Source organism: Burkholderia sp. HI2714, from assembly GCF_002223085.1.
In the GTDB taxonomy this organism is placed as follows: domain Bacteria; phylum Pseudomonadota; class Gammaproteobacteria; order Burkholderiales; family Burkholderiaceae; genus Burkholderia; species Burkholderia lata_D.
The window spans coordinates 162,712-177,527 of sequence record NZ_NKFM01000055.1; the positions used below are offsets into that span (position 1 = coordinate 162,712).

Annotated in this window: 14 protein-coding genes; 10 read left to right on the plus strand and 4 right to left on the minus strand. The window is 68.4% G+C overall.

The genetic code is table 11. The features are described 5' to 3' along the window. Window positions 1–25: 25 nt before the first annotated feature. On the minus strand, window positions 26–1,144 hold the full coding sequence (locus CFB82_RS30125) for a porin (protein ID WP_089486424.1): 1,119 nt from the start codon (window positions 1,142–1,144) through the stop codon (window positions 26–28). Between the two features lie 410 nt (window positions 1,145–1,554). On the opposite strand from CFB82_RS30125, the gene CFB82_RS30130 reads away from it, so the two are divergent. Both CFB82_RS30130 and CFB82_RS30135 read left to right on the plus strand, forming a co-directional pair. Next, window positions 1,555–2,952: a spinster family MFS transporter gene (locus CFB82_RS30130; RefSeq protein ID WP_089486425.1), complete on the plus strand. Its 1,398-nt coding sequence runs from the start codon at window positions 1,555–1,557 to the stop codon at window positions 2,950–2,952. Window positions 2,953–3,119: 167 nt separating this feature from the next. Further along, window positions 3,120–4,112, plus strand: coding sequence for a PDR/VanB family oxidoreductase (locus CFB82_RS30135; RefSeq protein ID WP_089486426.1), 993 nt, complete (start codon window positions 3,120–3,122; stop codon window positions 4,110–4,112). 332 nt (window positions 4,113–4,444) lie between these two features. On the opposite strand, the gene CFB82_RS30140 is transcribed toward CFB82_RS30135, so the two are convergent. Then, window positions 4,445–5,365 carry a LysR family transcriptional regulator gene (locus tag CFB82_RS30140; protein WP_089486427.1) on the minus strand — a complete coding sequence of 307 codons (921 nt, stop codon included), beginning with the start codon at window positions 5,363–5,365 and terminating at the stop codon, window positions 4,445–4,447. A 139-nt stretch (window positions 5,366–5,504) separates the two neighbouring features. On the opposite strand from CFB82_RS30140, the gene CFB82_RS30145 reads away from it, so the two are divergent. From CFB82_RS30145 to CFB82_RS30155, 3 genes are all read left to right on the plus strand, one after another. Continuing rightward, a complete protein-coding gene (locus tag CFB82_RS30145; protein ID WP_089486428.1) occupies window positions 5,505–6,788 on the plus strand; it encodes an aromatic ring-hydroxylating oxygenase subunit alpha in 1,284 nt (427 codons plus the stop codon). Further along, window positions 6,785–7,288, plus strand: coding sequence for an aromatic-ring-hydroxylating dioxygenase subunit beta (locus CFB82_RS30150; protein ID WP_089486499.1), 504 nt, complete (start codon window positions 6,785–6,787; stop codon window positions 7,286–7,288). Before CFB82_RS30145 ends, CFB82_RS30150 begins: the two co-directional genes overlap by 4 nt. A gap of 294 nt (window positions 7,289–7,582) precedes the next feature. Continuing rightward, the gene (locus CFB82_RS30155) at window positions 7,583–7,969 is read left to right on the plus strand and encodes a tautomerase family protein (protein ID WP_089486429.1); all 387 of its coding nucleotides are present in this window, start codon (window positions 7,583–7,585) and stop codon (window positions 7,967–7,969) included. Window positions 7,970–8,046: 77 nt separating this feature from the next. On the opposite strand, the gene CFB82_RS30160 is transcribed toward CFB82_RS30155, so the two are convergent. Beyond that, on the minus strand, window positions 8,047–9,612 hold the full coding sequence (locus CFB82_RS30160; RefSeq protein ID WP_089486430.1) for a sensor histidine kinase: 1,566 nt from the start codon (window positions 9,610–9,612) through the stop codon (window positions 8,047–8,049). Between the two features lie 145 nt (window positions 9,613–9,757). Here CFB82_RS30160 and CFB82_RS30165 point away from each other — a divergent pair, with 145 nt between their 5' ends. The 5 genes from CFB82_RS30165 to CFB82_RS30185 all read left to right on the plus strand — a co-directional run bounded on the left by CFB82_RS30165 (window position 9,758) and on the right by CFB82_RS30185 (window position 13,920). After that, the gene (locus CFB82_RS30165) at window positions 9,758–10,951 is read left to right on the plus strand and encodes an acyl-CoA dehydrogenase family protein (protein WP_089486431.1); all 1,194 of its coding nucleotides are present in this window, start codon (window positions 9,758–9,760) and stop codon (window positions 10,949–10,951) included. A gap of 95 nt (window positions 10,952–11,046) precedes the next feature. Continuing rightward, the gene (locus CFB82_RS30170) at window positions 11,047–11,424 is read left to right on the plus strand and encodes a hypothetical protein (protein ID WP_011356094.1); all 378 of its coding nucleotides are present in this window, start codon (window positions 11,047–11,049) and stop codon (window positions 11,422–11,424) included. An 8-nt stretch (window positions 11,425–11,432) separates the two neighbouring features. Continuing rightward, window positions 11,433–11,954 carry a nuclear transport factor 2 family protein gene (locus CFB82_RS30175; protein WP_089486432.1) on the plus strand — a complete coding sequence of 174 codons (522 nt, stop codon included), beginning with the start codon at window positions 11,433–11,435 and terminating at the stop codon, window positions 11,952–11,954. A 38-nt stretch (window positions 11,955–11,992) separates the two neighbouring features. Continuing rightward, complete coding sequence (locus CFB82_RS30180) at window positions 11,993–13,117, plus strand: amidase (protein ID WP_089486433.1); 1,125 nt, start codon at window positions 11,993–11,995, stop codon at window positions 13,115–13,117. 59 nt (window positions 13,118–13,176) lie between these two features. Continuing rightward, on the plus strand, window positions 13,177–13,920 hold the full coding sequence (locus CFB82_RS30185; RefSeq protein WP_089486500.1) for an SDR family NAD(P)-dependent oxidoreductase: 744 nt from the start codon (window positions 13,177–13,179) through the stop codon (window positions 13,918–13,920). Between the two features lie 52 nt (window positions 13,921–13,972). On the opposite strand, the gene CFB82_RS30190 is transcribed toward CFB82_RS30185, so the two are convergent. Further along, entirely contained in the window at window positions 13,973–14,605 is a 633-nt protein-coding gene (locus CFB82_RS30190) for a response regulator transcription factor (protein WP_043178278.1), read from the minus strand. Window positions 14,606–14,816: the final 211 nt, after the last annotated feature.

The window sequence follows — 14,816 nt, forward strand, 5'->3', positions numbered from 1 at the left end:
GCAAGCGCGCACCGGCGCGGGCCGGTCAGAACGCCGTGAGAATGCCCGCGACGATCGAAGTCGCGGTCGCGCCCGGCTTGGCGACCGCGACACCGCCACCCGCCGCGCCGTTCACGACGAAGCGTGCATGCGCGCCGTTGCGCACCATCGCGGCGCCCGTGTACAGCACCGTGCGCTTCGACAGCGGATAGTCGAAGCGGATGCCGTACGAATCGGCGTTGCCGTCGCTGTCCGCGACCTTGCGGTAGTGACCGACGCTCAGCAGCAGCGACGCACGCCCGATCGGCACCGTCGCGCTCAGCTCCATGATGTCGCTGTGCGGATACGCGCTCTGGCTGTCGATCGCTGTCGCGACGTCGGGGCCGCCGCGATGGCGCATGTACAGCGCGGCCACCTTCACGACGCTGAAATCGTACGAAATCGCGCCCAGCGTGTAGTTGCCGTTCGCGGCCGGGCTCGTTTCGCCGAGCGCGGACGCAGCCACCGGGCTGAACTTCTGCTGCATGTAGTCGACGTCGACCGACAGGCCGCCGCGCACGTAGTTGAGCCCCGCGCCGTACGTATCGCCGAGTGTCGCCGGCTGGCCGGCCGCGCCGTTGGTGCCGCGTGCGGCCATCGCGCGCAGCATGAAGCCCGCGTAGCGAGGCGACGTGTAGCGCATCGAGTTGCGCACGCGCAGGAACGCGGGCCCGAAGAAATTGTTCGTCGCGTTGCCCCACGCGAGCCCCGCGCCGAGGCCCGGCAGGCTGTACGTGACGAGCGTCGTGTGCAGGATCGTGTAAAGCTCGCCGAACTGCACGCCGCCGAACGGCCCCGTGATGCCGACCCACGCCTCGCGGCCGAACAGTGCGCTGCTGTTCGACAGTGCGCCGCTTGCCGCGTTGAAGCCATCTTCCAGCTTGAAGATCGTCGCGTAGCCGCCGCCGAGATCCTCGACGCCCTTCAGCCCCCACTGCGACGCCCACAGGTTGCCGCTGCCCATGCGCGTCACGTGGTTCGGCCCGGCGTTCGCGTATTCGATCGCGGTGTCGACGCGGCCGTAGAGCGTCACGCTCGATTGCGCGAAGGCGGGCAGCGCCGCGCAGGCAAGCAGCGCGGCAAGCGGTACGGCAAGCCGGTCGGCCCGCCCGTTCGGTTGGTTCATCGTCGTCGTCCCGTAGAGTTTTCGGCGCTGGTCGGCGTCGCGCCGCGTGGCATGAAGCGCGTTCGCCGCGAAGGGCCAACGCTGCCGATCAAAAACGGGCCGAGTCTAGGAACGACAATTTCGGACGTCGACGCAATGCGCTCTATAACGCTTATAGATGCGCCGCATGAGGCACGTGCGCCCCGCCCCACGCGCGCTGCGCGGCGGTCGACGTGCGAGACCCTGGTGTTTTCTTTATCCGGGTCGGTAAATGCCCGTGTGGTGCGGCTGTCACTCCGGCTATGGCGGCCGAATTTGGCCGACTACGCTGCGTCTCCGACACGTGCCCACGCACGCTTTCGCGCCGCGACGGCGCCCGGCCCGCCAGGCCGCTGCCGCGCGTTTCCACCGCCCGCTCCTGGAGAATCCGCATGTCCGCATCCACGGCCCGCGCTGCCGACGGCAAGCGCTATACGTACGAATGGTATGTCGTCGTCATCTGCATGCTCGCGTACGTCTTTTCGTTCGTCGACCGCCAGGTCCTCGTGCTGATGATCGAGCCGATCAAGCGCGACCTGCACCTGTCCGACACGCAGTTCAGTCTGCTGAACGGCTTCGCGTTCTCGCTGTTCTACGCGGTGATGGGACTGCCCGTCGCCTATCTCGCCGACCGTTACGCGCGGCCGCGGATCATCTCCCTCGGCATCGCGCTGTGGAGCGTTGCGACCGCCGCATGCGGGCTCAGCCAGCATTTCGTGCAGATGTTCATCGCGCGGATGGGCGTCGGTGTCGGCGAAGCCGCGCTGTCGCCCGGCGCGTATTCGATGCTCGCCGACTACTTCCCGAAGGAGAAGCTCGGGCGCGCGATCGCCGTGTATTCGCTCGGCTCGTTCATCGGCGGCGGCGTCGCGTTCCTGATCGGCGGCTACGTGATCGCGCTGCTCAAGCATGCGAATGCGTTCACGCTGCCGGTGGTCGGGCAGGTGCATGCGTGGCAGGTCACGTTCCTGATCGTCGGGCTGCCGGGGATCCTCGTCGCGCTGCTGTTCGCCGCGACCGTGCGCGACCCGCAGCGCAAGGGGCTCGCGCAGGATCGCTCGGGCGCCGTGCGGCGCGTGTCGATGCGCGATTCGCTGCGCTTCGTCGGCACGCATCGCGCGACCTTCTCGTGCCACTACCTCGGCTTCTCGTTCTACGCGATGACGCTGTACTGCCTGCTGAGCTGGACGCCCGCGTTCTATATCCGCCACTTCGGGATGACGGCCGTCGAAGCCGGCTACACGCTCGGCATCGTGCTGCTGGTCGCGAACACGGCCGGCGTGTTCTGCGGCGGCTGGCTCAACGACTGGCTGCTGCGGCGCGGCCGCGACGATGCGCCGATGCGCGCCGGTGCAATCGGCGCCGCATGCATGGTGATCCCCGCGACGCTGTTCACGCAGCTCGACTCGCTGCCTGCGTCGCTCGCGATGCTCGTCGTCGCGATGTTCTTCGCGTCATTCCCGATGCCGACGTCCACCGCCGCGATGCAGACGCTCGCGCCGAACCAGATGCGCGCGCAGATCTCCGCGCTGTTCCTGCTCGTGTCGAACCTGATCGCGCTCGGGATCGGCACGACCGTCGTCGCGCTGTTCACCGACCGCGTGTTCGGCGCGCCGACGGCGGTCGGCCATTCGATGTCGATCGTCAACGTCGCGGCGGCCACGCTCGCCGCGCTGCTGCTCGCCGCCGGGTGCCGGCACTATCGCCGCAGCCTCGACCGCGAACGCGGCCTTGCCTCGGCAGCCACGCCGCCCACGGCCGAGGCAGGCAGCGCGATCGCCGCGCGCTGAACACCGGGCGTAATCGGCAGCAATCGGCCACCCGACCATCATCCATCCCGCTGATTCAGGCATCGCTTTTTAATCGATTTGATTTATGCGATGCCCATCCCTATTCTCGATCGCATGACGGCGCGGTATCTGCCGCGCCGCGTTTCCCCTACCCCACGGATTGACCCATGCAAGCGAACCGCCACCAAGTCCGGATCGACGCGCTGATCGACGCGGCCCAGGACATCCGCTGTTTCCGGGTTTCGCGCGTCGACGGCCAGCCATTCGACACGTACGAACCGGGCGCCCATATCGATGTGACCGCGCCGTCCGGCATCACGCGGCAATACTCGCTGTGCGGTGACCCCGACGAGCGCGGCAGCTACCTGTTCGCGGTAAAGAAGGAAGCGCGGTCGCGCGGCGGCTCGCGTTCGCTGCACGACGACGTGCAAGTCGGCGCCGAGCTGTCGATCGGCGCGCCGCGCAACCTGTTTCGTCTGACGGATGACGCGAGCGAGCACGTGCTGATCGCGGCCGGCATCGGCATCACGCCGCTGCTGTCGATGGCCTATGCGCTACGCCAGCGCGGCGTGCGCTACCGGTTGCACTACTTCGCGCGCAGCCGCGAGCACGCGGCCTTCGTCGCCGAACTGTCGGCCGAGCCGTTCGCGTCGCACGTGACGTTCCACTACGGCGTCGAGCCCGACGCGCTCGCGGCCGAGCTGGGCCGCTGCGTCGAATCGATCGACGCGCACGCTCACGTCTACACGTGCGGCCCGGGGCCGTTCATGGATGCGGTCGTTGCGGCAGCCGCGACACGCTTGCCTGAAGATTCGATCCATCTCGAACGCTTCGCGGCGGAACCGGCCGCCGCCGGTACGGGCAACGCCGATGCCGGCGCCGGCCCGGCCGCCGACGGTTTCGAAGTGCGCCTGCAGCGCAGCGGGCAATCGGTACGCGTCACGCCCGACACGTCGATCGTCGACGCGCTCGCGCGTATCGGCATCGAAGTCGACACGTCATGCGGCGAAGGCGTGTGCGGCACCTGCATGGTGCCCGTGATCGACGGCGAGCCCGATCATCGCGACCATTGCCTCAGCAAGGCCGAGCGCGCGAGCAACACGGTGATCTGCTGCTGCGTGTCGCGTGCGCGCTCCGCGGTGCTCGTGCTCGATCTTTGATGCGCGCGGTACGCGCGGCGTCCGTTCAAAACGTCGCACGTCGTCGAATCACCCGACGACCTCGGGCAGCAACGCACGCATCCAGCGCGCTGCCCTCGACCTCATGGGTCACGCGTCGTTGAATCGCTCGACGACCTCGGCCAGCGACGCGCGCATTCAGCGTGCTGCCCTCGTCCTCATGAATCACGCGTCGCAGAATCGCTCGACGACCTCGGCCAGCGACGCGCGCATCCAGCGTGCTGCCCTCGTCCTCATGGTCACGCGTCGTCGAATCGCTCGACGACCTCGCCCAGCAATGCACGCATCCAGCGCGCCGCCCTCGTCCCCATGAATCACGCGTCGTCGAACCGCTCGACAAGCTCGGCCAGCAACGTGCGCATCCACGCATTGCCTTCGTCTTCGTGAAAATGCTCGTGCCAGTGCATCGTCACCGGCGCGGGCGGCAGCGTGACGGGCAGCTCGTACAGGCGAAACGCATTGTCGCGGTTCAGGATCTGCGCGAGCCGCTTCGGCAGCGTCGCATACAGATCGGTGACCGACAGCACGCTCGGCAGCGCGACGAAGTGCGGCACTTCGAGCGCGATGTTGCGGCCCACGCCCTGCGCGCGCAGCGCATCGTCGAGCGCGTGGTGGCTGTGCTCGACCGATTTCACGTTGACGTGCGCGGCGCGCACGAATTGCTCGAGGCTCAGCGCGGCGCCGCTCGGCACCCCGCGCCGGCGGCCCGTCATGCACACGTAGGTTTCCTCGAACAGCACCTGGTGGCGCGTGCACGGCATCAGCTCCGGCAGGTTGCCGATCGCGAAATCCAGCCGGCTCGCGCGCAGCGCTTCCTCGATCTCCTCCACCGGCAGCGGCTGCACGCTCAGCGTCACGCGCGGCGCGCGCTCGCGCAGCGCCTGGCAGATCGCCGGCAGGTACGCCATCTCGCCCGCATCCGACAACGACAGCCGGAACGTGCGCGTGCTGGTGGCCGGGTCGAAGCGCTCCGCATAGCGCAGCGCCACGCGCACCATGTCGAGCGCCTTGCCGACGATGCCCGCGAGTTCGAGCGCGACCGGCGTCGGCTGCATGCCCGAGCGCGTGCGCACGAACAGCGGATCGTCGAACAGCGTGCGCAACCGGCCGAGCGAATAGCTGACGGCCGGCTGCGACAGCGCGAGCCGCTCGCCGGCCTTCGTCAGGCTGCGCTCCTCGACGATCGCCTGGAACACACGCAACAGGTTCAGATCGAGATGATCGACCGATGTCATCGTAGCCTCCATCATTTGCCGTATTTATTGACTGGCCAATTTTAGATCAATTTGACGGATATGTAGTGGAAGACGAGACTGGGTACTCGACACCGCGCGTGACGCGGCCCGATTTCGCGACTCTTTCCCCACGACAACGATGAGCGACATTTCCTACCAGACGATCGACACCAGCGCGTTGCATGGCCTCGCGCAACCCGACCGCATCGCGCCCGCGATGTATCACGATCCCGCGCTGTTCGAAGCCGAGCTCGACCGCATCTTCTACCGCACCTGGATCTGGGTCGCGCACGAAAGCGAGCTGCCGAACCCGGGCGACTTCATCACGACGACGATCGGCCGCCAGCCGGTGATCGTCGTGCGCGACAAGACCGGTGAAATCAACGTGCTGCAGAACCGCTGCCGCCATCGCGGCGCGACCGTGTGCGAGTCGCACAAGGGCAACGCGAAGGGCTTCACGTGCCCGTATCACAGCTGGTCCTACGCGCTCGACGGCACGCTGCGCGCGCTGCCGTACGGCGACGGCTACGAAGGCGTGTGCGAAAAAGGCGACCTGCCGCTCGTGAAGCTGCGCGTCGGCGTGTACCGGGGGCTGATCTTCGCGAGCTTCAACGACGCGATCGAACCGCTCGAGGATTTCCTCGGCGGCGCGAAGCCGTGGATCGACCTGTTCATGAAACAGGGCGCCGGCTACCCGATCAAGGCGAACGGCGAGCACAAGTTCAAGTTCAAGGGCAACTGGAAGATCCAGCTCGAGAACACGACCGACCTCTATCACTTCCCGGTCGTGCACAAGTCGTGGATGAAGTCGATCGACGACGAGACGGCCGCCGCGATCACGAGCTTCATGACGAGCGAGGACGCGTTCTGTCGCGGGCTCGGCAACGGCCACAGCCTCGCGGTGCTGATGCCCGAGCTGATCGACCTCGACGAAGACGACGGCGCGCCGCTGCCCGAGCGCTTCGCGCCGCTCGCGGCGACGCTCGCCGAGCGTCATACGCCGGACGAAGTGCGCCGCATCGTGCGTTCGCTGATGGGCGTCGGCTTCAACCTGAACCTGTTCCCGAACCTCGCGCTGTCGATGGCGTTCTTCCGCGTGCTGCGGCCGATCTCCGCGAACGAAACCGAGATCCGCCACGTCGCGCTCGCGATGGACGGTGGCCCCGACGAAGCGAACCGCGAGCGGCTGCGCATCCACGAGCACTTCCAGGGCCCGTTCGGTTTCGGTAGCCCCGACGACGCGGAAGCATGGGAGCGTGTACAACGCGGCGCGCATGCGGGCCGCGACGTGCCGATCCTCGTGAATCGCGGGCTGAACCGCGAGACGACTGCCGCGAACGGCGAAAAGACCGCGCATGCGACCGACGAGACCGGCATGCGCGAGGCCTACCAGCAATGGCGCAAGATGATGGAGCAACAATAATGGACGACCGCAACGCCCTCTTTTCCGAGCAGACCTTCGCCCGCGCGGTCGAATTCGTGTGGCGCGAAGCCGAGATGCTCGATCGCCGCGACTATCGCGCGTGGCTCGACCTGTGGGATTCGGCCGGCCACTACGTGGTGCCGATCGATCCCGACACGACCGACTTCGCCGCGACGCTGAACTACGTATTCGACGACCAGGACATGCGCGAGAAGCGCGTGCAGCGAATGATGTCCGGCTATTCGGCGTCGGCGACCGACGCGGCGCGCACGGTGCGCACCGTGTCGCGCTTCACGCTGGAAAGCGGCAGCGCCGGCACCGTCGAGCTGAAATCGGCGCAGGTCGTCGTCGCGTACAAGCGCGGCGTCGCGACGCTGTTCGCGGCCGACGTCACGCACAAGCTGCATGTCGATGCGGAAGGCGAGATGCGGATCGCCGAGAAGGTCGTGCGCCTGATCGATTCGACCGAAACGCTCAGCGCGATCGGCTTCCTGCTGTAAGCGGCCGCCGGTTCGCCGTCGCCAACGCAACGGTGAGCCGGTCACCTTCACCTGTGAGCGGCCACCGGTTCGCCATCGCCAACGCGAAGGTGAGTCGGCCACCTTCACCTGTAAGCGGCCGCCGGTTCGCCATCGCCAACGCAAAGGTGAGTCGGCCACCTTCACCTGTAAGCGGCCACCGGTTCGCCATCGCCAGTGCAACGGTGAGTCGGCCACCTTCACCTGTAAGCGGCCACCGGTTCGCCCATCGCCAACGCAACGGTGAGCCGGTCACCTTCACCTTTCCGGACGACCATGCCCACACTCGAAGTTTTCCTGCCCGCCGGCCATGACGAAGCCCGCAAGGCCGAACTGATCGCACGGCTGACCGGCGCGACCGTCGATTCGATCGGTGCGCCGATCGAATCGGTGCGCGTGCTGCTGACCGAATTGCCCGCGACGCACATCGGCCTGGGCGGGCGCAGCGCCGCGGACGGCGCGCCGCCGTCGCTGCCGGTGATCGTCGCGATCCTGATCGCGGGCCGCACGGATGAACAGAAACGCGCGCTGATCGCCGCACTATCGGAGACGAGCGCCAGCGTGCTCGACGCACCGCTGCAAGCCACCCGCGTGATGATCAAGGACATTCCGAACACCGACTTCGGCATCGGCGGCCAGACCGCGCGGGCGCTGGGGCGCTGACCATGCGCGGCGTGCGAGCCTGCCCGCTCATGCGCGACGACCGCCGGGTGGCGGCGGCATCGCGCACGCCCCCGCGACTATGCGCTTGCATCCGCCTTCATCCCGGCGAGCGGCAGCGTCACGCGGCAGTCGAGCCCGCCGCCCTCGGCCGGGCTGGCAGCGATCCGGCCGCCGTGGCGCGTCACGATGCTCTTGCACAGCGACAGCCCGATTCCGTTCCCGCCGGCCTTCGACGACGAGAAACCGTCGAACAGCCGGTCGTGCGCGCCGGCCGCGATACCGGGGCCGTTGTCGATCGCGCGCAACTCGGCATGCCCGCCGACGTTCGCGGTGCCGAGCGTCAGCGTGCGCGGCACACGTTCGCAACCGGCGAACGCCTCGATCGCGTTGAACGCGAGATTCAGGATCACCTGACCGATCAGCACGCGCTCGCAGCGGATCGGCAGCGGTGCATCGGCCTGCACGATCGTCACCGTCACACCGGCCTCCTTCGCGCGCAGCTCGATGAAATACGCGACGTCCGCGAGAATGTCGCGCAGGTCGGCGAGGGCGACGACCGGCTCGCGCTTCACGATGAACTCGCGCACGCTCTTGATGATCAGCGCCGCATGCTCGGCCTGCCGGTCCGCGCTGCGCAGCCCCCAGATCGCGTCGTCGATGGCGCCGCGCGCGTTCAGCCGCTGCACCGCGCCTTCGATGAAGTTGCGCACGGCCGCGAGCGGCTGGCTCAGCTCGTGCGCGATCACGCTCGCCATCTCACCCATCGCGTTGTAACGGCCCGCGTGTTCAAGCGTGCGCGCTTCCGCGCGGCGGGCGTCCTCGATCGCGACTTCATCGCTCACGTCGCGAAACTGCACCAGCAGCCCGTCGAGATCGCCCTCGATCTCGACCTGCCGGCACAGGATGCGCAGCCAGCACGTCGAGCCGTCGCGCCGCACGATCCGGTAGCGCTGCGGCGCGGACGGGTACGCGGACGGCGCATCGCGCAGTTGCGCGACGAGCCGGTCGCGGTCGGCCTCGGAGCAGTAATCGAGCACCTCGCCGAGCGCTTCGTCGGGTGCGAGCCCGAGCACGCGGCGGCCCGACTCGCTGATGAACTGCACGCCGCCGTGCGGCGTGACGACCGCGATGCCTTCGTCGAGGTCCTGCATGAATTCGCGCAGCCGCGCCTCGTAGCGGCGCAGTTGCTGGCGCACCGCCTCTTCCGCGCTGATGTCGCGGAACTGCACCATCACGACGTCGCGCCCGCGCAGCGGCACGTAGGTGGCGGTCGCCTCGGACAACATGTCGACGCCCGTGCGCGACCGGTAGCACCACTCGTACACCTGCGGCCCGTCGACGAGCGCGCGATCCCACGCGCTCACGGCGATCTCGCGCTGGTATTTCGGCTCGGGACGCGTCATGTCCGGCGCCTTCAGCGGCAACAGCTCCTCGACGGAAAAACCGAGCGCGATGCACGCGGCGCGGTTCGCCCACACGATCGCCTTGGTGTGCGCGTCGTGCAGCAGCACGCAGGTCGTCAGCGCGTCGAGCAGCCGGTGGAAATCGTCTTCGTCGGGGAAACTCATGATCGGCTTCGGATGAGGTCGCGCGGCATCGCGCGACCGGAAACCCAACATAGCACCGGCGCGCGCCGCCCGCATCTGAAGATTTCTTTAGTGCGGCACGGAACGTCACCAGTCGCACGGCCCAACGCACCAATTGCTGCGCGTTTTCGGCGTTTCTAGACTGGCTGCATCGTCGTGACCACCCCGCATTCGAACCCCCATCCGCCCCCAGGAGACAGCCATGCCCCACGCCGCCCTCGCCCTCGACACCGCACCGAGCGCTCCCCACGCGGCCAGCGAACCGGCCGCCCGGCTGTCGCCGCTCGACGCCGTGATCGAGACCGTCGCCGCGCGCCGCGAAGAATTCGACCGCCTGTCGCACGTACCGCGCGACGTGATCGCGCTGTTCAAGCAGGCCGGCATCTATCGCGCGGGCACGCCGCGCCGGTTCGGCGGCGATGCGCTCGCGCCGACCGCGTTCCTCGACATGATCGAGCGGATCGCGACCGCCGACGGCTCGGCCGCGTGGGTCGCGAGCTTCGGCTCCGCGAACGTGTATCTCGCCGCGCTGCCGCTCGACACCCAGGCCGAGCTGTATGCGAGCGGCCCCGACCAGGTGTTCGCGGGCGGCCTGTTCCCGGTGCAGCCGGCCCAGCCCGCAGCAGGCGGCTGGCGCGTGAACGGCACGTGGAAATTCGCGAGCGGCTGCAAGGGGGCCGACTGGCTCGGCGTCGGCATCGCCGTGCCGGGTGCGCAGGACGCCGCGCCGAACAAGCCGCGCACGGCCGTGTTCCGCGCCGACCAGGTCGAGATCGTCGAGAACTGGAACGTGGTCGGCATGCAGGGCACCGGCAGCCACGACCTGCGCGTCGACGACCGCTTCGTGCCCGAAGCGTGGACCTTCATGCGCGGCGGCGAGCCGACCGTCGACGAGCCGCTGTATCGCTATCCGACCGTCGCGTATGCGGCGCAGGTGCTGGCCGTCGTGAACCTCGGCCTCGCACGCGCCGCACTCGACGTCGTGAACCGCATGTCGGGTGGCCGGCAGACGACGACCGGCGCGCCGCGCCTCGCCGATCGCGCGTACTACCGCATCGAACTCGCGAAGGCCGAAGCGCAACTGCGCTCGGCGCGCGCATTCTTCTACGACGCGACCGACGGCGTGTGGCAATCGATCCTCGCCGGCAATCCGGTGACGCCCGACCAGGTCAGCCTGTTGCGGCTCGCGGCCACGCAGATCGCACGCGAAGGCGCGAGCGTCGTCGAACGCGCGTACCGCCTCGGCGGCACGGCGGCGATCTATCGCACGCACCCGCTGCAGCGGCTGCTGCGCGACGCGATGGTCGTCACGCAGCACGCGTTTCTCGGCGAAGGCAACTTCGACGGCGCCGGCGCGGTGTTCACCGGCGTCACGCCGTTTCCCGGCTATCTGTAACCCGCATCGACCGAATTGTTTTTGAACACGCATGAAGCCGAAGCGCCGTCGCCGGCCGGTTCATGCGCACCACCGATTCCTCTGGAGAACCTGATATGTCCGATTCGAATCCGCTGCCGCTGCGCGTCCTGTTCTGCTGCGGCGTGTCGCAAAACTTCTTCGACCTGCCGCGCGAGAAGATCGGCGAAGTGTGGCAGGCGTACGGCGCGATGCTCGCCGCCGTCGAAGCGATGCCCGGCGTGCGCGTGCTCGGCGTGATGGATGACGACCGCCTCGTGGTCGGCCAGGCCGACGGCGCACCGTGGACCTTCTACATCATGGCCGACGTCGCCGACTTCGACACGACGGTCGCCGTATGCAACCTGTATCGCACGACGCCGGTCGGCGAATACAACCTGTGGCGCTACGGCAAGATCGAAGCGCGCGTCGGCCGTGCGCTGACGGTGCCGCCGGCTGCGAAGCCCGCGGCGTGAGGCGCGCGATGACCGACCTGTCCCCCGGCCTGATCGATGCGCTCGCGCAGCGCCTGGCGGCGCTCGACGCCGAGCGCGCGGTGCGCGCGACGATCACGCGCTACATGGCGCTGTGCGACGTGCCCGAGGATGCCGGCGACGGCCCGTCGCTCGCCGGTCTGTTCACGCCCGATGCCGTGTGGGAAGGCGTCGGCCCGCAGTATGCGCAAAAGTTCGGCCGCCTCGAAGGCACGGACGCGATCGTCGCGATGCTGGGTCGCTACCTGCCGCCCGATCCGCACTTCTCGGCGAACCTGCACTTCCTGACGTCGGAGTCGATCGAGATCGGCGCCGGCAACACAAGCGCGCGCGGCCGCTGGATCATGCTGCAGGCGTCGCGCTACGCGGACGGCTCGGCCGAGTTGATCGCCGCGCGGCTGACCGTCGATTTCGCGCCGGCCGCTAACGGTTCTGCGTGGCTGATCCGCCATTTCCGCACCGAACGCGTGCTCGACGGCCCGTGGCCGCTCGCAACCGCGCCACGGTCCTGATTCCTGCTCCTTTCCACCGCTTGCTCACGATACCGACCATGACAGGCTTCATCGACACCTTCACGCTCGGCGGCCCCGGCCCCACGATCGCGATCAAGGACACGATCGACATCGCAGGCTATCCGACCCGGGCGGCGAGCCGTGCGCTCGCCGACGCACCTCCCGCCACGCAACACGCGGACGTCGTCCGCCTGCTGCTCGACGCGGGCTGGCAGATCGCCGGCAAGGCGAACATGCACGAGCTTGCGTTCGGCATGACCGGCATCAACGACTACACGGGCACGCCAATCAATCCGCAGGACGCGACGCGCATTCCGGGCGGCTCGTCGAGCGGCTCCGCTTCGCTCGTCGGGCTCGGTACGGTCGATGCGGCGCTCGGCACCGACACGGGCGGCTCGATTCGCGGGCCGGCTGCCTGCTGCGGCGTGGCCGGGCTGAAGCCGACGTTCGGCCGCGTGTCGCGGCGCGGCGTCGCGCCCGTCGACACCACGCTCGATTGCGTCGGGCCGTTCGCGCGCGACATCCGCACGCTGGTTGCGGTGATGGCCGCGATTGCACCGGGTTTCGATCGTACGCAAGCGACAGCCTCTGCCGCAGGCTGCACGATCGCGCGCATCACGGTCGATGCCGATCCGGCCATCGCCGCCGCGCTCGACGCGGCCGTACGCGCGTCGGGCCTGCACTCACACGCGGCCGTGCTCGACGACATGCCGGCGTCGTTCGCCGCCGGGCTCACCGTGATCAACGCGGAAACGTCGCGCGCGTTCGGCCATCTCGTCGAAACCGGCAAGCTCGGCGCCGACCTCGATGCGCGATTGCGTGCGGCCGCAACGACTGCGCCTGCGGCATTGAAAGAAGCCGAAGCCGTACGCGCCCGCTTCACCGCACAGGTCGACGCCGCGCTCGAACACGCGGACGTGCTCGTGCTGCCGACGCTGCCCGCGCTGCCGATCACGCTGCAGCAGGCGCGCGATGGCGTATCGGTGATCGCGATGTCGTCGCTGATCCGGCCGTTCAACCTGAGCGGCCATCCGGCACTCAGCCTGCCGCTGCCGCTCGCCGGTTCGCCGCTGAAGGCCGGTCTGCAGATCGTCGGGCGCACGGGTGCGGACGAGCAGGTCTGCGCGATCGCGGCACACTTCGAAGCGGCACTCGCCGCATGAACCACGATGCGGGCGCGGCGGCATCCGGCACGCGCTCGCGAACCACGGAAGCACACACCATGTCAGACCGAGTCGTCCTCGTCACCGGTGCCGCGCGCGGGCTCGGCGCCGTCATCGCCGAACGTTTTCATGCGGCCGGCTACCGCGTCGCGCTGGCCGATATCGCCGCCGACGCCATTCAGGCGCACGCACGCGAGCTCGACCCGAGCGGCGAACGGGCGATCGCGCTGCCGCTCGACGTCACGTCGAAACGCGATTTCGAAGCCGCGCGCGATGCGCTCGTCGCACGCTGGGGCACGATCGACGTGCTCGTGAACAACGCGGGCGCATCGAAGGTCGTGCCCGCGATGGAGATCACGGCCGAGCAGTTCGACCAGGTGATCGACGTGAACCTGCGCAGCGTGCTGTTCGGCTGCCAGGTGTTCGGCCAGTACTTCGCGACGCGCGGCGCGGGCCGTATCGTCAACATCGCGTCGCTCGCCGGACAGAACGGCGGCTCGGCGACGGGCGCGCACTACGCGGCCGCGAAGGGCGGCACGCTGACGCTGACCAAGGTGTTCGCACGCGATCTCGCCGCCCAGGGCGTGACCGTCAACGCGATCTCGCCGGGCCCGCTCGACTTGCCGATCGTGTATGAAAGCGTCGCGCCGGAGAAGCTGCGCCAGGTGCTCGCGAGCCTGCCGGGCGGCAAGCTCGGGTCGGCCGGCTTCGTCGCGGAGGCGGCCGTGCTGCTCGCATCGGGCGACGCGCATTTCGCGAACGGCGCGTGCTGGGACATCAACGGCGGGTTGTACATGCGCTGAGCGCCAAGCACCGAGCACTGCATGCAACGCCTCGCCGCACCCCGGCAAGGCCCTATCGCGACGACTCCCCGTCGTCGCCCCACACGACCATTACGTCGCGCACAAGCGCGGCGATCGACGTCGCGCCGAGCTTCTCCTTGATGCTCGCGCGATGCACGTCGACGGTCTTCACGCTGATCGACAGATCCGACGCGATCTGCTTGCTGCCCTTGCCGTCCACCACGCCGCGCAGCACTTCCTTCTCGCGCGCGGTCAGCGCATCGAGCCGCTGGCGCAGCTCGCGGTGACGCTGGCTCACCGCATGCCGCTGCTGCGCGAGCCGCAGCGCGCGTTGCACGCGCTCGAGCATCTGCTGCGAGTTGTACGGCTTCTCGACGAAATCGATCGCGCCGTTCTGCAGCGCGCGCACGGACATCGGGATATCGCCGTGCCCGCTGACGAAGATCACCGGCAGCGTCGCGCCGCGCGCGTTCAGTTCCGCCTGCACGTCGAAGCCGCTCTTCTCCGGCATCCGCACGTCGAGCACCAGGCACGCGGGCAGGTTCACGTCGAAGCGCGCGAGAAAATCCGTGGCGTTCGCGAATCCTTCGGACGCGATGCCGACCGATTCGAGCAGCCACGCGAGCGACGTCCGCATGCCGTTGTCGTCGTCGACGATGTATACGATCGGTGCGGGTGACGTCATCGCGGGTGTCTCACTGAATATCGGTATCGGTATCGCACGCGCCGCGTACGGGGCCGGGTGCCGGCGCGTCGCGCGCGTCGTTCGCAGGGAATGTGCGGCACATCATAACGAGCCGAAAACCCGCTGAAAACCCCTTCACGTGCCGCATGACCGCGCAATCCCGATTTTTTTCGCGCGGTGCGCCGCGCATCTAGGTAGAACCTTTAGACGT